This is a genomic window from Aquimarina algicola (assembly GCF_006443095.1).
In the GTDB taxonomy this organism is placed as follows: domain Bacteria; phylum Bacteroidota; class Bacteroidia; order Flavobacteriales; family Flavobacteriaceae; genus Aquimarina; species Aquimarina algicola.
Window position 1 is genome coordinate 26131 of the sequence record NZ_VFWZ01000007.1, and the last position, 19534, is coordinate 45664.

A 19534-nucleotide genomic window follows, 5' to 3' on the forward strand; every position below is an offset into this window, starting at 1 on the left:
TATTTCTTGTCTTATTACTTTATCAATATTAATTTAGGAATAATGAGAATACCTTATTGAAAATGAACATCAATATTAAACTTGCTATACTAATTCTTAAACATCTTATAAATATTTCCGAAGTCAAAATCCTTGAATTCAATTTTACCAAAATCCTGAACTTTTTTTCTTTTACTTGAAGTTTTTATTTCTCCGTTTTCAACCTGATTACAATACCCTGTATTTTTTCCTATGCTATTGAGTAAAAATGAGCCTTTTTCATACTTGAATGTAACTACAAAAAAATCTTTTGTACATGCTCCAAACAGTTGTTCTATAGAAAAATATCCATCTTTAATGGTTATTCCCTGAAAAGGATCTCCTACTCCTGCTCCTCCACACTGCGAACACTCTATCAAACGATCATTAGTTGCCATAATTCTATATGGTGGAGTAGCATTGGTTTGTTCAACTAGTACCACTTTTCTATTATAACTAAATGGCATTGGGCCATCTTCATCAACAATGTCACTTTGTAAAACTAAAACATAATCTAATTTTTGATCGTTATTAATATCTCCCGACTCTGCATGTAGAATACTATATCCTTCTATCAATTGTTGATCCTCTTCAGAAAATTCAAGAGCCACAGGATATTCTTTCTCAAAAAACAAATACTTCTCACAGCCTTCTCCTAGTTTTCTATAATCATTCATTGCATTACCATCGTTTTGTATCACAAAGTGTTCTTCTGATGGATTAAAAGTAGCTGTGATATTTGAAGGTTTTGGTGAATCTGTTACATTTTCATCTTGATATGCCCATTCGATTCCTTCAAAAGTAAGAACAATTTCATGATCATAATGAGTAATAGAAAGTGTATCACTCATCGTTCTTAAGTGAGAGGTAAAATGATATAAAAATATATCGTTTTTTTCTTCGATTCTTAATGAAATATAACACTCACCTCCTTCTGCCCAGTCACTGTTCATATCACCATGTTGCCGAATAGCTTTCCAAGTACCAAGCAACATATTTTTTATGGCATGATTGCTATATTTCTCCACTTCATCGACTTCTTTATTCTCCTCATTATCAAAATTTTGACTATTTACAGTTTCTTTTTCTAAAGGTGCTATGTTTTGTTCGCTTTCTTCTTGTGTAATGACAGGTGTTACTGATTCTTCCTTTTCATTTTTTTTACCACACATAGAAAAAAGTAACATGCAAAAGAGTAGTATAGTATTTATAAGATACGTTTTATTATTCATGTATTTGTCTCATTTATCCTTTACATTTTAATATCGATTTTTCATATTAAAATTATCATACTAAATCGCTTAATCTAGCTGTTTGTTCATTTTCTAATTTCGATTTTATGATGGCTAGCAGTTCATCTTGTGTCATAAAACGGTTAAAGTATTCTTCTAAAGTTCCTTCTATAGATATTTTGTCAAAAAATTCTTCATGATCAGTACCATATACTACCGGGTTTTCTGGATTAGGATCAGTCAAACAAACGTACAAATGATCTGGAAAACTATAATCATAACCAATTTGTATAAGTTCCATTTTTTCACCTTTGATTATTTTTTTCCACTCTTCTTCTTTCCACTCTCCACTCCACTCGTCATAACTTGGTGTTCCTTCTGTAAATGGTGTAAACAATTCATTTTGAAAAAAGGTTTGTCCTCGTCCCTCATCGGTAAGGCAATAATAATATGACAACAATTCTTGATAGAATGTATCTTTATCTTTCTTGAATTGTGCTCTGTGTTTATCTACATACTCCCCTATTCCATAAATGGGTTCTGTTTGTTCTGCTTTTGCCCATGTGGTATCTTCTGGTTTTCTATATAAAACAGTATTAAAAGTAATCGCTTGTATATCTTCTTTTAATGTAGTTCCTCTAATATTACTAATATTACCTCCTAAGGCTTGTATTCTATCAAGAATTTCTTTTTTCATTTATTTTCTAGCTCTAATTGTTATATAACTCAATTAAAAAGTATTTTTAATTTATTGTAACTCTTTAATCAAAGACTTTATAATTTCTATTTTTTCTTCGTCAGTCATTTCTGGGGCATAACTAACATGATTTAACTCATCTACCATTTTTTGATTTTTACTTTCTTCTTTGCTTAAAAGAAACCTGAGCGTATTAACGATATATGAATCATTAAAATAAAAATCTTTTTTGTTCTCTAAAAGTAAAATACATTTACGAAGCGTTACCGTTCTTATTTCTTCGGGAAAATCGTTATACAGTAATGTCAAAAGGTGATCTTTTTTTAAAATCAAATTGGTTTCAAATGCGTAGTTTTTGAGTATTTCTTTTTGATTTTTTGTTACGTTTAATTGTACACCTCTGGATGCATAATATGTCATAAAACTAGAATCAGTTGATAAGATATCTTCAAAAAAATACAATTCTCCTTCTGGATAATGAGGCCCTGAGCCGGCTATATTATTCTTATTTTTAATTACTTCGATGTACTTATCAATATAACGCTTACTTCTTTTTTTTAAGGATTTAATCTTCTCTGTTTCTTTTACAAAATCAATAAATGTCAATAAATAACTAAGTTCTTCTTTATATACATCTATTGAAAAAACAAGTTCAAAAGTTAGTTTTCCTTTTTTGCAAAATATCAAAGTTGACCTACCAATATATCCATCTTCTCCTTCTGATTCATCTACTATTAAAATAGGCGAAGTCGTTATCAAATCCTCATAAAAAGCATTATCTATTGTTTCGTGTATAATGATTCGTTCTTTTTCTAAATTAGAGTTTTTTCCTATTAAATATTGAATTACCTGTATACTATCTAGATATTTATAACTTTCAGAATCGGATATAGCCCATCTTTTATTGATAAAGTTTGGATGTGATTCTTTGTGTGCTATTTCAGCAATGATGTCTGATTTAAGAATAATTTCTCTAAATGACTTGGTCTGAGCATAACTACTACTTAAAAAGATTACTAATAGCCTAAAAAATAGTATTTTGTATTTTATCATTATCAATAGCTTTTGTTATTTCTTAGAATTTCTCTTCATATTTCTTCTAAACGCATTGTATTGGCTGGTGATCCCAAATAATGAAACGGCATAAAATCCAAGATTAGACAATCCCAAAACGATTTCTCCTGTAGTAAAGCCATCATCCATAATCATTTTATAAGTGATCCAACTGAATACGGGACATAGTATTAAAAGTATCAAATTCATCCCCAAACTTTTACTGCTATATGTTACTTGATTTTTTACAGGAGCACTTTTTCTATTCTTCAGAGCATTCTGATAGGTATCACACTTTGAAAAATCTACGAATAATAAATTAACAAACCCTGTTCCAGAAGCTATTAGGTCATTGCTATCTAAAAAGGTAATATTTCTGGCTTTTTTTTGATGTACTGCATCAATCTCTTGTAGAATCACTTTTTCAAAAATATCTACACTGTCATAAAACGACGAAAACTGTATCATGTCAATATATAATGTGTCTTCTTCATTCAAATTAGACTGTATAAAATCAACAAAATCTCCATACAAAGCAATTACTTTTGAAAAATGAGTTGACAATAATTGTTTTGCAATTGTAATGTTTTGTAGAAGTGATTTTCGAGAAATCTCTATATAAGTCGAATATTCTTCCAAACTCTCCATTATTTCTTCTTCTTCACCATACTGTTCTAGTTTTTCTAGTTTTCTCCAATATTTCAAGGCTCTTACTACTTCTCCTTTATCTACCAATGTTAACCAAAAAAATGGTAGTGAATTATTAGATTCAAAAAGGACAATTTCTTTATCCTTTTTCTGTATAAACAATCGACTTCTATTTCCCATATATTACTTTTATCTTAAAATCAATTCTTCATAATTACTTATTAACACCTCTTTTATCTAGATTTTGTATTTTACATTAATGTATCATGGAATAAGCAGTAAATGATATAAAGTTACTTTGAATAACCTATACCACTCGCATAGAGATAACTTCCTACAAAACTGGATAATGCTACTATCGCATAAAAAATTGCAAGAACTATTTGAAATCTTTTCTCGCCTACAAAACTATATAACATACGCTGTCTAAAAGAAGATAAGTTCAATGCCCATTTCTTTCTTTTAAAATTACCAAAAGATAATATCGCACAAACTATCCCCAAAATCAGATAGGGATACTGTGGGTTATTATACATAAACTGCTGTGTTTTGTCCATTAATTCTTCCATACTTTAAAAGTAAATAAAATCCTGCCGGTTACTTATTCTCAATTCATATTCGCAAAGAATAGATATATATTTGAACGATATTGATTGTAGATATTTTTTATAAAAAATCAATTGTAAAAACATTATATAACCCTTTTTCCGGATTATTGATGTATATAATCTCACAATCAGGTTTTTGGGTTGTTTGATTGATCAATCGGTATACACATCTGTCAAAATGATCTCTTGTCTTACGGCGTTCATAAGTAATAATATTAAGAAAATTTTGTAAAACTTTGAGATTGAATGTATCATATTGAAAGAGTATGAATTGATCTTTATCGTGCTGATTTAATACATATGATACTGTATTTTCTTTTTCAAATCTGTAACCATCTATTTTTGTATTTATATCTACGACTACATTTTTATAATTTTTAAGACTATCAATAACGATATGAAGATATAATTCTGAATTTTTATCAAACCATGCAACACCGTCTTCGAATGTTACATTACTTTTTTTATCTGTAATTCTTATAAGTTGACTACCTTGATAAGTGGGTAAAATATCCTTATCTATTAATTTGAAAACTTTTTTGATACTATCTTTTGTATCTATAAAATTATTTATTTGGTAATATCCTTTTACAGGGATTCCTCCATTCTTTTTTGCATAAATATCTTCAATTGGATGAATAGACATCGCTTTATCTTGATGACAAGCAGAAACAAAAACCAAAACGCTGATTACTACTATTATTTTTATATAATTCATTTGACTAAAAATATTGTTTTGCAATAAATCTAATCCAAATCAATACATAGAATAACACCCAATGTATTTATGTCTTAAAAGAGTTTATTTTCGTAAACACTTTCAAAACATCTAATCGTAATCAAAATTTATTTAAAGAAATTGAAGATAGAAACAAACTAAACTATTGGTATGTAAATTTCTGTTATCAACTCGTCTTTTGGAGTATCACTTTCGTCATTGATATAAAATTCTATAGTTGGTTGATCTGCTAGTTCTAATTGTATCTTTGTGAGCCAATGTGTATATATTTTATGATACGTATCATAACTAGATTCATGGCTTCCTTTGTGTATAAACTTAGCATATTTTTGCTCTTTTATTACTTTAATATTGAATAATCCTTTTGTTTCAATATTTACATTATCGTCTAACAAAATAGCGGCATTATATCTACAGTTTATGCTATCTGTTATCTCTTCATCATCCAAAATCTCTCCTAAAAAAACTGTTCTCTCGTGTAGTATTTTCTTTTTAAGCGCATAAATACTTAATTGCTCCCATGTATTTTCAATAGCTTTAATATTATCATAATTACCATAATATGTAAGATAAAGCACTCTTAAATCAGGTAGCTTTTCTATAGTAAAACTAGGTGTATCTATTGTGTTGATATCTATTTCTTTTATAGATTCTTGAATGATACTTTGTTTAAATTCATGTGAATTTCTAAAGATAGTAGGCGAACAATTAAAATGTTTTTTAAATGCTTTGCTGAATGAAGAAATCTCATTGTACCCAATATCCAAAGCAATATCTGCTATAGGTTGATTAGAAAACTTTAAATATTCTGCTGCTTTTTCTAAACGCAATCTTTTTTGATAATGCCCGATAGTTTCTTGATGTAAGGCTAAAAAAATCCTATTAATATTTCTGTAAGAATAAAAAACTGTGTCTTCAATTTCTTGTACTGTAATCTCTTCTTTAAATCTTTTATCTAGTAAACTAAGTAATTTTTTATATCGATCTAAATGGGTGGGATTATTCATATTCTTTAATTTAAGAAAACAAGTTAACACATATTTGTTGGTTATCTCTTATCCATTTAAGACAAGTTAATCATAAACCATTTTGTCCAAAATGAGCAAACAACTCTTGGCCTATCCATAATACTTTTACACAAAAGTAAATTATTATGAAAACAATACTCGTCAAGTTACTATTAAGTATAATTGTTTTTTTGCTAGGTTCTATACTTTATGCCAATGCACAAAAAGTACAAAGAGAAAACATATTAAATCATTGGAAATTAAAAAACTACAGTATTAGTAACAAAAACTATTCTTTATCAAAAAAAGAACTAAAAGACTATCTCAAATTTAACCATGATGGTTCTTTCACATCTGTGTTTGATAGTGAGAGAACATTAGGAAAATGGTCTTTAAATTCTGAAGAAGGTGCTATATACTTATATACTGACATCAATGACAAAACACCATTGAAGATAATAATTCAAAAAATTACTACACAAAGTCTTATTGTACAATTAGATACTAGACAACTTAGAGGTGTAAATTTTCATTACAAAGCAGAAAAAAGATGATACATTTACAAACATTGGTAATCTGTTTTTCTTTTTTTACTTGTTTTTCTATAGTTGCACAAGAGGAAACCATATGGGAAAGAAAAAAAATCAAACCAAATCTTGAAACAAATTACGATAGTAATTGGATAAATCTACTTACATACAAAAAATCATTTAGTAAATATCGAGAAAGCTGGTCTATTCAGTATACCGGTTTTGAAGATATAGATAATGACTTAATAATACCTTTTACATTATCATATGGGCAAAATAAAATTGAAAATAAAATACTGAATGAAAGAGGATACAAATCAGTAGATATTTTTGCTCTTGGATTTGGGTTAAGTGGATACTTGAAAATGTTTCAAGGTTTGTATATAGGCCTTGGCGCAGAAGTTTCTCCAGGTATAGAGTCTACTGTAAGAATAAATCAAGCTAAAAATTCACATTTTTATATTGGTGCTGATTTTAAACAAGGAATAAAAATAATTCCTTGGTCAGAATTTGGAATTGTAATTGGAATAGAGTCTTTTCAAAAAATTCAAAATTCAAAAATTTATACATCAGAAATAGGTTGGGCATTCGAGGTTGGAATCAATTTTTAGATTCGTTTACTATTATTATACAACACATGAAATTAATGAAGTAATCAATCTATAAATTTATATCTCTTTTTATAATTGATATCCTATTAACATAAATTATTTTGCGCGTAAGAATTATAAATTTCTATACCAAAGGCAAAAAATACATTTTTACATTTCATTAACATAAATAAACAATAATTTAAGATTAATGGAACGATTTCACGTTTAAAAACGAAAAAAAACAACAATGTACCCTAAAAGTACCCATGCAATTTTTAATAATGTACTCCATATGTATACTTGTAATCTCTTTGATATGGTTTTATTTTTTTGACTTTTGCTGTAACGCAAAACTACTTTTATACCCCAAAACATTTAAGATTTATTGAGAAATAAATTTATCTTAAATTAAAAGTAAGAACTTAACTAACTTAATGTAATGAAAAGAAATTATCTATTTAGAATCTACCTAAGAGCAAAAGAAAAACCTATTCTTCATTCTTTTGATCACTTTGTTTTTTAGAAAAACCTGATCATTGTACTAATGGCAAATTAAATTTTGACTTTTCTCTTTATTATTTATTTCGATTTATTCACTCTACGAAATCAAAAAACTACATCATTTATTTGATTATTTTTAAGATTTAAGAAATAAAGAAAAATCAAACAAATTTATGGCTCTAGTGTAAAGTAAAAGCAAAACTTATACTTTTTTATAATCTTGATGATAAATATATTAATAGGGGGTCTATTACTACATCAAAATTATAGACTAGAGCCATTTTATTTTAATAAATTGTAAAAACACTTTTCCAGATTCTACATTAACGCTCAGTTGAAAGAAATATTTTTATTTTGACAATTATTCAGAGTCAGTTAGGTAATAAGTATTCTTATATAGTAACACGATACTAGAATTCTATGATATTATCAATATTATAGTAACAGAAGGCATAACTCCTTTTTTGTTATTAAATTCATTCAAAAAAATGATTCTCTTGATACAATTCATAAAATATAATTACATGGAAATATTTTATAATATATGATCATATATATTTAAAATAAACTTTTTATTTTACCAGATATTAATTTACAATAAATGAAATATCGAATACCGATAATAATACTAGGCGTTTGTCTTTTTATGGCTTTGTCCTGTAACACAAAATCAAATAAAAAAACAGAGCAACTTGATACTACTGAGCATCAAAATATTACACAAAAAATTGATGGTCCACCGGGTATGAAATGGATTCCAAATGGTAATTTTACTATTGGAGCATTAATGAATGATCCCGAAGCACGTATAGACGAGAAACCATCACATAAGGTTTCTATGTCAGGGTTTTGGATGGATACTACAGAAGTAACCAATGCTCAATTTAAAGATTTTATAAAAGCTACCGGATATGTTACTACCGCAGAAAAAAAACCAGATTGGAATGAATTAAAAAAACAATTACCCCCAGATACACCAAAACCACATGATTCTATTTTGGTAGCTGGTGCTATGGTATTTACACCTATCGATACAGACAATCTTTTTGATTGGAGTCAGTGGTGGAAATGGATAAAGGGAGCAAGTTGGAAAAATCCTCAAGGTTTACAGAGTTCTATTGAAAATAAAGATAACCACCCGGTAGTTCAAATTTCTTGGGAAGATGCAAAAGCTTACCTCGATTGGGCAGGAAAACGTTTCCCTACTAATGCTGAATGGGAGTATGCAGCTCGCGGAGGGCACGATAATCGACTATACCCTTGGGGTGATGATGGAAATATAAGTAAATATGGTAACACTTGGCAAGGTACATTTCCACATTACAATGATTTAAAAGATGGTTATTATACTACTTCTCCTGTAGGAAATTACCAACCAAATGATTTTGGATTATACGATATGGCAGGAAATGTTTGGGAATGGACATCTGATTGGTATAATGTAAATTATTACAGACAAAATGCCCAAAAAGAAATCACAAAAAATCCTGGTGGAGCAGACACACCTTTTGATCCCAACTTGCCATATACGCCTCAAAAAATACTCCGAGGAGGATCTTTTTTATGCCACTCAAGCTATTGTAGTAGTTATAGGTCTAGCGCAATTATGCATTCAAGTCCTGATAGTAGTCAGGATCATGTTGGGTTTAGAGGAGTAATGAGTCAAGAGCAGTGGGAAATACTCAAATCAAAAAAATAAAAACAAAAATCTCGGATTGCACAATCCGAGATTTTGAAAAAACATAACCACATCATAGAATGTTTATATAAACACATTCTAACACTCTACATCATTAACTCAAACACTTACAATCTAAAAACAAAATGAAAAAAAACTTATATTATCTTTTTTAAATCCTAAAATCTATAACCTGCTACAACACTAACATATCTATGGTTTTGTCCATTATCAAACTCTCCATTTGCATAATAATATCTCATTTGAAGAACCCAATGATTCTTAACAAAATTAACTCCTCCGTACGCGTTGAATATCAAATTATTAATCACTTCTGATGAAAATAGAGAATCGTTAAAAATATCTCCTTCGAGCGTGGCATTATACCCGGAAAATTTGTATCGAAAAGAAGCATCTATAAAAAACTCAGTATCTTTTTTGGCACTTAATATTTGATTATTTAAAGCAATTGAGTTTCCTATATTTTGAAATTTTCCAAACCTAAAGAGTAAAGCAGGTTCTGCATATATAAATATATTTCCTAATGAAGAATTCAACACTGCCGAAATATCAAACCAAGAATATCTTTTGAGGGTTCTTGCGTACTCAAACCGAAAATTTACCCCAAAAATATCCCCTATCTGATTATCCCAATTAAGGGTTGCGTCACCCGTAATTTCTCTATGAAACCAGTTCTGAAGATTTCCTGCATAAGAGTGAGGACCTAATATTCCTATATCGACTCCGGTTTTTATAGATGTATTATCAAAATCATATCCTAATTTATATTCAAAATAACTCCACCCGGCAAAAGGTCTGTTAGGAGTTTGCATATCAAAGTCGCCAACATCCGGAGTGTAAGCCTCTACATTAATCCCAATATCATGATAAACACCTTTATTTTTGGGAAATAGTTTTGTAAAAAAAGAATTTTCTTTTGCCTTCCAACGATAATTTGCATTAACGCCATAGGTATAAAATCGGTCTGTATCTGTATGCCAAACAAAAAAATCATTATCCGTACCAAAACTAATTTCATGAGTATAATAATCTTTACTCTCTTGCCCTGTAACATGATTAGAAATCGATATGAAAAACAAAAGACAAATTATCTTAATTATATTATGGTTTAAGATTGTAGTTATCATAATAAACGTATTGGACCCTTTTTTAAAATGTTATCAATTAATCAGAGTTCAATTTTAGGGCTATTTCCTGATTAAAAATGTGACATTTGATAATTTCAACTAATGAATTAAAAATTTTAGAAACTATTAACTTTTATAATATTAAGTATAAATGGAAGAAAGTATTCTATACATTTTATTCAAAAGAAAGTAGTAGATTCTTAAAAGTGTACCCAAAAAGTATTCTAAAAATAATAATGTACTCTAAATGTATCCGATTATATTTTTTCAAAACCTCAATAATTAAGATTTTTACTAAAAAATAAACCAAACTAACGTAACACTAATAATAATATACATTTCTACACGCAACAATCATATATCTAAAACATATTATTTAGTATGTGATCTATAAAACCTTAAAACCAATGAAAAAAGCAACCCTCATAACCAACACAAAGGCAAAATATTACACTTAAAAAAACCAATTACAACAATAATTAGACATCATTTCTCTTCCTCATTAAGGAGGTAGACACCTGGTAATCAAAGCCATAAAATAGTATTTTCTTAAACTCAATACGTATTAATCTAATGAAATTAGCTATATCGTATTTGCTTTTGTATATCCCAAGATATATAGTAAGAAACAGCAAATAGTATTCTTATTTCATTTCATCAAATTTTATTTATTATGAAACTCAAACGTTTTTTAAGTAACTATACAATAATATGTGTAGTACTCACCAGTATTTTTATATCCTGTGAAAGGGATTCTAGTAGTATCGAAAAAAATACTATTAATGATCAAAATTCAAAAAGTGGAAAAACAACCATTCGCAATATAAGTTCTATGCAGCTTGTTGAAGAAATGGGAGTTGGATGGAATTTGGGAAATAGTCTAGATGTAACTTCTAGAGACAAAACACTTTGGGGCAACCCACTCCCCTCTAAAGCAGTAATTGATGCAGTCAAAAATATGGGTTTTACTACACTTAGAGTTCCTGTTACCTGGGGGTATCATCAAAATGAAACAGCACCATATACCGTAGAAAAAGATTATATGGATCGAGTGCAAGCAGTTGTGGATTATGGATTTGCAAACGATATGCATGTTATTCTTAATGTACATCATGATAATGATTGGCTAAAACCTACTTATGCCGAAGCTGGTAAGGCCAAAAAGAGACTCAGAAGACTTTGGAAACAAATTGCAAATCGTTTTAAAAACTATGGAGACTACTTGATTTTTGAAACTTTAAATGAAAATAGATTAGAAGGATCTCCTGAAGAATGGTCTGGAGGAACACCAGAAGGAAGAGAGGTAGTAAATCAGTTTCACAATACAGCCCTTAATGCGATACGTTCTACAGGAGGTAATAATGCAAAAAGACATATTATGATAAGTACTTATGCTGCTAGTACGATAGATATCGCAATGAATACTTTGAGGATTCCTAATAATGACCCAAATGTTATCATCTCATTACATACATATTTTCCTTGGTCTTTTGCTGGGCAAGAAAATGGACAAACACAATGGGGTACTCCACAAGAAAAAGCAGCTCTTGACGCAGAATTTGATAAGATAAGACAAAAATGGATTATAGAACAAAATCGCCCTGTTATACTTGGAGAATGGGGCACTGTAGATAGAAATAATCTTTCTGAGCGATTAGAATATACAAAATATTATGCCGAAGGAGCAATTAAAAGAGGATTGCTACCCGTTGTATGGGATGACGGTGGTAATTTTGGCTTGTTTAATAGATGGAGTGTTTCATGGAGGTTTCCTTCGATTGCAGAAACTATTATAAAAGCTGATAAGTAAAATTTAAATTTCTCCAAAAATACAGTCAAATACCAGAACCTCTACATGATTATGTGGAGGTTCATTTTATTTATAAACAAATAAATATAACATACAAAAATAATCCATTTCAAGAGAGTTTGATTAAATTACAACATCCAGAAAATATGCTAGAAAATTATATTTTACCAGCTATAAAAAATTAAACCTTATAACAAATATGAAATACGCATATACAATTCTTTATGTTGACAACGTTATCGAAACTATAGCCTTTTATGAGAAAGCATTTGGGTTTCAAAAAAAATTTGTGACACCAGAATCAGATTATGGTGAACTAATTTCAGGAGATACAACTATTTCTTTTGCTTCAATAGAATTAGGAAATTCGAATTTTAAAAATGGGTTTCAAAAAATCGAACACGCTACAAAACCTTTTGGGGTAGAGCTTGCTTTTACCTCTGAAAATATTGAAAAAGATTTTCAAAACGCTATTGATCATGGAGCTACACCATTTGAACCTTTAATAGAAAAACCATGGGGACAAAAAGTTGGGTATGTTCTTGATAACAATGGTTTTCTCATAGAAATTTGCACTCCAATAAAAGCGAATTAAGTGTAAAACCAAAGTAAACTAATCTTGATAGATACTAACAAAGTCGTCTAAAAATACAAAAGATATATTTTTTAGACGACTTCTTCGTATTGAACCTCATTGCCCTAAAATTGAGTCTTTATTCAAAGAAAAACATCAATACTGTCTCTGATTTATAATGTCATGATACTTTAAATTAAAAAAGGCATCCCGGATTCTTTATACTAATTAATTATTCACAAACTCAACTTAAACTTATACAGAGAATGAGGATACCTTTTTGACACTAAAACATGTTCTTTATTTCAAATTGATTATTTAGTTTTATTTACAAGTCAAATTTGATTAAAAATACGTTTATAAACAAAAAAGAGGAGTTACAAGATGATTACACAAACTCTGACAACGTTTACATTATGTATACAAAAAAACATACTCAATTAACAGCCAATCAGATAAACTAATTTTATTCGATGTAACAATGCCGTTCATTAACTATTTTTTGAGATAAATCTTTATTGATTTCAAATCCATAAAATATACTCCATTAAAAAAATATCCTCAAAGCTAAAGCAATGAGGATATTCATGTTGTGGACCAAAAATTTCAGTAATTAATTGGTTATTTTTTTAAAAAGCGCCTGATCTTATCCATAATCTCAGTTTTATATTCGTGATGAATCCAATGGTCTCCATCTTTGAATCCTACATACTCAATATTAACTGAACAATCATTATTAGGTAAGTCATAAACCTGAAACCCTGTAAATCGATCTAGTTCTCCATAAATTTGCAATACTGGAGTTTTTACAATTATACTTGGTACTAATGAACATTGCTGTAAATATTGTGGAGGAAAATCTAATGCTTTATATTGATTATAGTTCCCATCGATACTAGCCCCATTATCATATTTCCAACTTTCTTCATACTTATGTAGTAGAGAACTTGAAATATGTTTTCTACTTCTTTTTGTCAATAAAATGTTTCTTAAGTGCTTGAAATTATTTGCTGAAGATCCTTTTCTATTCCAAGGAGATTTTCCTTTTCGAATAAGTGGAACGTAAGCATCTACCTTTTTTCTATGTGCCTTCACTTCATGATATCCTCTACTTGAGATGCCTGGATGGGGTACAGACATAGCAACAAATTTTTTAACTGCATTAGGATAAGTAATAGCCATTTGCCAACCTGTTGAGCATCCCCAATCATGAGTAATCAAACTATATTCATCATATCCAAGTTTTTTGGCTAACAAATGTCCATCTTTTGCTCGCTCTACTCCTGTATATGCTTCTATTGCTTTTGGTATTGAAGAAGGAAAAGTACCCCGAGTTGTATAGGCTACTGCATAATAGTCTTTGCTAAAAAAATCTAAATAGTCCAACCAAGCTTCCGCTCTTTCGGGCGCACCGTGAATGAAAAGTAAAAGTGGTTTTTTGGGATTTCCTTTTGCCAAATAATGAAGCTTTACTCCATTGACATTTATAAAGTTTTCCTGTATTTTTTCATTCACTTTTGTGCTATTATCTAGTAAATTCTCTTCTATACTTTCTGATGTTTCAAAGTCTTCTTCTGTAGAATTACATGACACCATCATAATACAAATGACTAAAACCTGTATCATGGTTTGTTTAATTAATTTCATGGTTTTTGATGTTTAAGAGTTAATTTTTTGTGTTATTTAAGATTTAAGAATCCACCGGACAAAATTGAAGCATCTCATATAAAAAACAAAAAAATTATAGTTACAAATAGTATACGGTTTTATATACATGTAGTAATTTCAATGTATCAAAAGTGCTCTAATAATAAAGAAGTAAATTAATGATTGTGAAACTTCTTTATTTTGTAATATCCATATCATTCAAAAAATCTTGAAGAGAAACATTCTCTGGAATGTTCATTTTTGATTTTGCTCGATGTCTGGCTACTTTGACTGCACTTATAGTTACATTTAATAATGAGGCTGATTCTTTTAGAGATAACCCTAATTTTACCAAAATACAATGTTTGATATCATTTTTAGACAGTTCCGGATGTTTTCTCTGTAGTATATAACATATTTTAGGATATTGAGACTCTAAGCGCTCTGTAATAAAATCTATTGATTCAGAAGATTTTAAGAAATTCGAAAATTGTTTTTTGCTATTCTGTATTCCTTTAGTATCGTTCTCTTTAATACTTTTGAATAATGTATTTTTAATTTTTGTCAGTTTCTCTATTTGTGTTGCCTGAGTGATTAAAAAAACTGAAAGCTCATGTTCTTTCATCTCTAATTGATTCTTGAGTAACTGTTCTCTGCTTTTTTCGAGAGCATCAATTTTTTGTTTTGTCTTAATATCTCTTCTATATATTATGAAAATTAAAATCAACAGAGCTAATGCTGCCAAAAGCGTGAAAATATATAATTGTTGTTTCTTTGATTGTATAGACAGTAGCTTTCTATCATTAGTAAGTATTTTTTTTTCTAAAGAGATTTTATCATTTTCGTGTGATTGATTGATAAAACTAATTTTAGTGTTATAATAGTCTGTAAAAATTTCTTTCTCCATGTTTCTTATACTATCCATTATCTTTCTTTCTTTCTTTAGATAGTAAAGTGCTGAATCTAATCTGTTTTCTTTTTTATAATAATCAGCTAAGTCTTTATATAATTTAGGTAATTCATTAGTAATATTTGAAGTAGCAATAGCTTCTTTCATGTAAAAAATAGCTTCTTTTGTATTTCCAATAGCATTATAATAAATCGCTAAAAATTCAGAGTTCGTTGGTAATAAATCGGGATATGTGGTTTTCAGTTCTTGTCTTACCTTCAAACCGGAGTCTATAGATTTTTGATATTCTTTTTCTAAATAATAATTATACGTTTGAAATAATTTAGCATATAATACTCCTACCCTATTTCCTGCATTTTTTGATTCTTTTATCATTTGAGATAGTAGAGGAGTACTTTTTTTAGGCATTTCTTTATATTGATATGCCATAGAAAAGTGAGAAAGCAACTCATTCCTTTGATTTATGCCTAGAGAAACTGTATCATTGATACTCTCTGTAATTGTTTGTATTGCCAAATCATATTGTTCTTTTTGTATATAAACATATGCTATCTTTGATTTTAAGTTTATGATTTTGGCTTTGTCATTCTCATCAACTAGCTTATAGGCTTCAAACAAGCTATTTAAACTTGGTTCAGCTAATCCAAAAAATGAAGTAAATATAGTCCCATTGTTAATGAGAAAACTATATTTAAGTTCTTGGTTAGGGTTATGTTTTTCTAGCTGTTCAAATTGATTACTGTAATGCAAAACACTATCCAGTCTATGTTTTGTGCCATGTAACCATATCAAATTGAGGTACGAAATCAATGTTCCATTTATATAATTAGCTTTTATCGACTTTTGTATGAGTCTATGATGGAATGATAATCCTAATGAGGTTGTATCATATTTATGTTCATTTTGTAAACTATCAATTTTGGATATTATACTTTTTGGAGGTTCTTGTTGAGCTATTAAATTAAAACCTATAAAAAATAGCATCAATAAAGAATAGTAGAATTTCATGTGGTTATTGGTATGAGAGGGGGCTGGTTATCTTAATAACTTTATTAAGCTATTATTATTTCAAAAAATGTATTGAATGATTATATGCTTGTATAAGTAAATCTTATTAAGTGTTAATAAATTATATTTTAGAATAAGTTTTGCAAAAAAATACGTGTTCCTCATTATATCCAAAATAAGAAATCAAAAAAACTCCGAAACAAAGTTTCGGAGTTTTGTTATAAAGTTTATCAGAACTAAAAACAGATATAGAATATCTATAATTAACCTAGATCGATATCGCCATAACCGCATTCAAGACAACGATCATTACTCCATCCTTTTCCAGTCACTTTTAATTGCTGATTTTTAGGTATAATTTGATACTTATCAAATACTAAAATACTTTTTTTGTGACTACTAATACTCTGATTTGTTTTCATGATGTATGATTTTAATATTATACATCATTGAACGTAGTTTACAAGAATTCTATTCTGCTTCTAATTAAAATTTAACAACGATTAACACCTATTTAATACTTCATAAACAAGTCATTACGTCAAAAAACTAAGGTTCTTTTTGATTTTTTTAATAAGGTATCGACTATATAATAATGTTAGCATTTATCGTTTAATCGCAATTCTATCATTATCAATTTTTGCCCAAGAATGATTCTTAATTTTATTCGTAGAAATACAACTTATTTTTAAAGTTTTACATAAATTCCAATCATCTGCATTATTTGCTGTATATACTCTAGTAATCATTCCTTTATAGGCAAATTGTTTTAAAAAATCTCTTGAGCCTACTTTATCTTTTACTCTTTTTATATCATTAATATCAAAGTTGTAAAACACATAATTAGGATTATTATTAATCACATTATCCGCATCTCTAAAACCATCTTCGGTACGACTACGATTTGGTACACCTTCTTTTTTCATCCCAAATGCCCATCTGTAACGAGAATTAAATCTTACATATTGATCCATCCAACTTCCATTACCTGTTAATACGATAATAAACTTTCCTCTTAACTGATCTAGAGATGGCCAAGCATCATTGTATAGCACATTGTGTCTTATAGATCTATTAGAATCTTTATATAAATTTTGTGCTTTGAATATCACTTCACTATCTCCTAGATATCGTTGTAAATACCATTCGATCTGTTCATGAAAGTTTTGATATCCTCCATTAGAACTTTTAACATCTAGCTTAATCATCACAGGTAGATGATTGCTATTTCTATTATGCCAATCTTTTAATTTAGCAAAGTAAGATGATAGTGTTCGCCCTCCTCTACCAGGATGTGGCCAATGATTTACAACCCATGTATTTGCAGGAATAGTTCTATTATTATAAGAACCACTTGGTGTATTCCTCCAAATGTCTAATTCTACTGCTAATACATTGTTTTGATAAATCGGATTCGAATAGCTTACTTGCTCTGTAATATCTTCTCTTCTCTCATAAGTATTATGAGATCCTTTAAACATCACTTCGTTATATTTTAGGTTTCCCTGAGTTGGTAATCGTTTTGCATCAACATTAGGATGTACTGATGTTTCTTCACAATCTAAACAATCAGTTGAACAACTTGCCAAAATCAATGAGACAAAAACAAATAAAAATTTTAATTTTTTCATGATAAAAGAATTTAATTAAGGTTAAAATGAAATTTGATCTTTTTTGTATTCGATTACTATTAATATTCTTCACTACTATTTTTGATTTCGAAAATCATAAAATGTTTATTAAAAACTTTTGTTAATCAGTTCATTATCTATTTATTACACAGAGATAAATAAAGTCTGAAAGTTTGTTCTGTGCATACTTAGTTGCAGTATTAATTTTTTCATTGTTATATGTTTTAAGAGTTAAAAACTTGATTTATGGACATATCCTATTTTTAGATCAGGGATTTATTTTATGATCTACTTTGATAGACAGTGGTTTTTTATTGATAAATACATCATCTTCTAGATATCGATATGTGAGAGATACATTATTACCTCTGACTTCTCCCAATACAAAACCATATGATTTTGATTCATCTATAGGCTGTATTTTATAATGACTATTATAGCCATCGTATACCGGATTGATACTTTTTCCTGCTCCGGCCGTACCTACTACAATTTGATACATTGTATCTTTCGAAGCTTTTATGGTATCAACAACAGACGCCATTGCATATCCATGATCATGACCGCAAAAATATACTTTTGCTCCTGCATTTTGTACACTTTTCCAGAACCGATCTCTATAAGAAGAATAGTCTAATTGATAACTATTATCACCATGCATACAATCTTTATGATCGACTTTGAAAGCCGGTTCATGTGTAAAAGAAAACAGATGTGCCTTTTTATGAACTGTTAATATACTATCTAGCCATTGCTGATCCACTCTTTTTGTAGAAGGCTTTGGAATGCTCCCATCCTTGTTTAATTTTCTATCTCTTGCTGTATATAAGTCTAATCCAACCACAAGGGCATTCTTATGCGTTGCAAAAAAAGTTACATTCTTTTCTCGGTCAGGCCCATTTTGAGGCATCCTGTATTTACCACTAAAAACTTCGTCCCATACTTTTTTAGTTTTAGGCCAAATAGGTCTATGCTCTGCCGTTCCTGAGATATCAGGATTACGTTGAGTAGCTTCGTGATTGCCTCTTACAATGTATACTTTTATATTATTTTCATACAAGGGCGCTATTGTATTTCTAAAAAGTAACATTTGTCGTTTAAGGTCTTCTAATGCTTCTTTATCACCCAAATCCTTTCTATTAGCATGACCATAGCAAATATCTCCCGTAAACATTACAAGGTCTACTTTTTGTGTAATAATCTCATTTACCAGTTTTTGTAAAACCGGAACATTTACAGGGTCATCAGCACTATGTCCTCGGCAGTCTCCAAAAGCAACAAATTTCCATTTTTCTGTATGAACACTATTTTTTTTACTGTTATCATGCGATGATGTTTGTTCTTTTGTGTTTTTTAAACTTTGATTACAGGAGATAGAAATCAGTATCAAAAAACCTAATATGTACCTGAGCATTTTCTGTTGATAAAATGACATTCGAAAAATGTTTTTTTTAATAAAAACCTAACAGACCTGAAACCGGGAACCTTTGTAACAAGCCTGA

Annotated in this window: 18 protein-coding genes; 5 read left to right on the plus strand and 13 right to left on the minus strand. The window is 29.1% G+C overall.

Annotated elements, in window-relative coordinates; translation table 11 throughout:
• Nucleotides 1–89: 89 nt before the first annotated feature.
• The 7 genes from FHK87_RS19215 to FHK87_RS19245 all read right to left on the minus strand — a co-directional run bounded on the left by FHK87_RS19215 (nt 90) and on the right by FHK87_RS19245 (nt 6002).
• Nucleotides 90–1250: a hypothetical protein gene (locus FHK87_RS19215; protein ID WP_140595405.1), complete on the minus strand. Its 1161-nt coding sequence runs from the start codon at nt 1248–1250 to the stop codon at nt 90–92.
• Nucleotides 1251–1305: 55 nt separating this feature from the next.
• A complete protein-coding gene (locus FHK87_RS19220) occupies nt 1306–1947 on the minus strand; it encodes a hypothetical protein (RefSeq protein WP_140595406.1) in 642 nt (213 codons plus the stop codon).
• A 51-nt stretch (nt 1948–1998) separates the two neighbouring features.
• Complete coding sequence (locus FHK87_RS19225) at nt 1999–3000, minus strand: hypothetical protein (RefSeq protein WP_140595407.1); 1002 nt, start codon at nt 2998–3000, stop codon at nt 1999–2001.
• A 15-nt stretch (nt 3001–3015) separates the two neighbouring features.
• A complete protein-coding gene (locus FHK87_RS19230) occupies nt 3016–3828 on the minus strand; it encodes a hypothetical protein (protein WP_140595408.1) in 813 nt (270 codons plus the stop codon).
• A gap of 113 nt (nt 3829–3941) precedes the next feature.
• Nucleotides 3942–4217, minus strand: a complete 276-nt coding sequence (locus FHK87_RS19235) for a hypothetical protein (protein WP_140595409.1) — start codon at nt 4215–4217, stop codon at nt 3942–3944.
• 97 nt (nt 4218–4314) lie between these two features.
• On the minus strand, nt 4315–4974 hold the full coding sequence (locus FHK87_RS19240) for a hypothetical protein (protein WP_140595410.1): 660 nt from the start codon (nt 4972–4974) through the stop codon (nt 4315–4317).
• Nucleotides 4975–5132: 158 nt separating this feature from the next.
• Nucleotides 5133–6002: an AraC family transcriptional regulator gene (locus FHK87_RS19245; protein ID WP_140595411.1), complete on the minus strand. Its 870-nt coding sequence runs from the start codon at nt 6000–6002 to the stop codon at nt 5133–5135.
• Nucleotides 6003–6148: 146 nt separating this feature from the next.
• On the opposite strand from FHK87_RS19245, the gene FHK87_RS19250 reads away from it, so the two are divergent.
• From FHK87_RS19250 to FHK87_RS19260, 3 genes are all read left to right on the plus strand, one after another.
• The gene (locus tag FHK87_RS19250; RefSeq protein ID WP_140595412.1) at nt 6149–6556 is read left to right on the plus strand and encodes a lipocalin family protein; all 408 of its coding nucleotides are present in this window, start codon (nt 6149–6151) and stop codon (nt 6554–6556) included.
• Entirely contained in the window at nt 6553–7143 is a 591-nt protein-coding gene (locus FHK87_RS19255; protein WP_140595413.1) for a hypothetical protein, read from the plus strand. The genes FHK87_RS19250 and FHK87_RS19255 overlap by 4 nt, the downstream gene beginning before the upstream one ends.
• A gap of 1084 nt (nt 7144–8227) precedes the next feature.
• A complete protein-coding gene (locus FHK87_RS19260) occupies nt 8228–9325 on the plus strand; it encodes a formylglycine-generating enzyme family protein (protein ID WP_140595414.1) in 1098 nt (365 codons plus the stop codon).
• A 158-nt stretch (nt 9326–9483) separates the two neighbouring features.
• On the opposite strand, the gene FHK87_RS19265 is transcribed toward FHK87_RS19260, so the two are convergent.
• Nucleotides 9484–10452, minus strand: a complete 969-nt coding sequence (locus tag FHK87_RS19265) for a lipid A-modifier LpxR family protein (RefSeq protein ID WP_140595415.1) — start codon at nt 10450–10452, stop codon at nt 9484–9486.
• Between the two features lie 673 nt (nt 10453–11125).
• On the opposite strand from FHK87_RS19265, the gene FHK87_RS19270 reads away from it, so the two are divergent.
• Nucleotides 11126–12262 (plus strand): glycoside hydrolase family 5 protein, encoded by a 1137-nt coding sequence (locus tag FHK87_RS19270; RefSeq protein ID WP_140595416.1) that lies wholly within the window; start codon nt 11126–11128, stop codon nt 12260–12262.
• 199 nt (nt 12263–12461) lie between these two features.
• A complete protein-coding gene (locus FHK87_RS19275) occupies nt 12462–12857 on the plus strand; it encodes a VOC family protein (RefSeq protein ID WP_140595417.1) in 396 nt (131 codons plus the stop codon).
• 600 nt (nt 12858–13457) lie between these two features.
• On the opposite strand, the gene FHK87_RS19280 is transcribed toward FHK87_RS19275, so the two are convergent.
• The 5 genes from FHK87_RS19280 to FHK87_RS19295 form a co-directional block, all read right to left on the minus strand.
• Complete coding sequence (locus FHK87_RS19280) at nt 13458–14483, minus strand: alpha/beta fold hydrolase (protein WP_140595418.1); 1026 nt, start codon at nt 14481–14483, stop codon at nt 13458–13460.
• A gap of 196 nt (nt 14484–14679) precedes the next feature.
• Complete coding sequence (locus FHK87_RS19285) at nt 14680–16401, minus strand: sigma-70 region 4 domain-containing protein (RefSeq protein ID WP_140595419.1); 1722 nt, start codon at nt 16399–16401, stop codon at nt 14680–14682.
• 263 nt (nt 16402–16664) lie between these two features.
• On the minus strand, nt 16665–16823 hold the full coding sequence (locus tag FHK87_RS26375; RefSeq protein ID WP_226294330.1) for a hypothetical protein: 159 nt from the start codon (nt 16821–16823) through the stop codon (nt 16665–16667).
• Between the two features lie 183 nt (nt 16824–17006).
• A complete protein-coding gene (locus FHK87_RS19290; RefSeq protein WP_140595420.1) occupies nt 17007–18032 on the minus strand; it encodes a Ca2+-dependent phosphoinositide-specific phospholipase C in 1026 nt (341 codons plus the stop codon).
• Nucleotides 18033–18300: 268 nt separating this feature from the next.
• Nucleotides 18301–19467: a metallophosphoesterase family protein gene (locus FHK87_RS19295; protein ID WP_140595421.1), complete on the minus strand. Its 1167-nt coding sequence runs from the start codon at nt 19465–19467 to the stop codon at nt 18301–18303.
• Nucleotides 19468–19534 lie beyond the last annotated feature (67 nt).

Coding starts and splice junctions, on each gene's coding strand:
- FHK87_RS19230 (WP_140595408.1), bottom strand. CDS start 3,828: ATGGGAAATAGAAGTCGATTGTTTATACAGAAAAAGGATAAAGAAATT.
- FHK87_RS19265 (WP_140595415.1), bottom strand. CDS start 10,452: ATGATAACTACAATCTTAAACCATAATATAATTAAGATAATTTGTCTT.
- FHK87_RS19240 (WP_140595410.1), bottom strand. CDS start 4,974: ATGAATTATATAAAAATAATAGTAGTAATCAGCGTTTTGGTTTTTGTT.
- FHK87_RS19255 (WP_140595413.1), top strand. CDS start 6,553: ATGATACATTTACAAACATTGGTAATCTGTTTTTCTTTTTTTACTTGT.
- FHK87_RS19280 (WP_140595418.1), bottom strand. CDS start 14,483: ATGAAATTAATTAAACAAACCATGATACAGGTTTTAGTCATTTGTATT.
- FHK87_RS19250 (WP_140595412.1), top strand. CDS start 6,149: ATGAAAACAATACTCGTCAAGTTACTATTAAGTATAATTGTTTTTTTG.
- FHK87_RS19290 (WP_140595420.1), bottom strand. CDS start 18,032: ATGAAAAAATTAAAATTTTTATTTGTTTTTGTCTCATTGATTTTGGCA.
- FHK87_RS19260 (WP_140595414.1), top strand. CDS start 8,228: ATGAAATATCGAATACCGATAATAATACTAGGCGTTTGTCTTTTTATG.
- FHK87_RS19215 (WP_140595405.1), bottom strand. CDS start 1,250: ATGAATAATAAAACGTATCTTATAAATACTATACTACTCTTTTGCATG.
- FHK87_RS19295 (WP_140595421.1), bottom strand. CDS start 19,467: ATGTCATTTTATCAACAGAAAATGCTCAGGTACATATTAGGTTTTTTG.
- FHK87_RS19245 (WP_140595411.1), bottom strand. CDS start 6,002: ATGAATAATCCCACCCATTTAGATCGATATAAAAAATTACTTAGTTTA.
- FHK87_RS19275 (WP_140595417.1), top strand. CDS start 12,462: ATGAAATACGCATATACAATTCTTTATGTTGACAACGTTATCGAAACT.
- FHK87_RS19270 (WP_140595416.1), top strand. CDS start 11,126: ATGAAACTCAAACGTTTTTTAAGTAACTATACAATAATATGTGTAGTA.
- FHK87_RS26375 (WP_226294330.1), bottom strand. CDS start 16,823: ATGAAAACAAATCAGAGTATTAGTAGTCACAAAAAAAGTATTTTAGTA.
- FHK87_RS19285 (WP_140595419.1), bottom strand. CDS start 16,401: ATGAAATTCTACTATTCTTTATTGATGCTATTTTTTATAGGTTTTAAT.
- FHK87_RS19235 (WP_140595409.1), bottom strand. CDS start 4,217: ATGGAAGAATTAATGGACAAAACACAGCAGTTTATGTATAATAACCCA.
- FHK87_RS19220 (WP_140595406.1), bottom strand. CDS start 1,947: ATGAAAAAAGAAATTCTTGATAGAATACAAGCCTTAGGAGGTAATATT.
- FHK87_RS19225 (WP_140595407.1), bottom strand. CDS start 3,000: ATGATAAAATACAAAATACTATTTTTTAGGCTATTAGTAATCTTTTTA.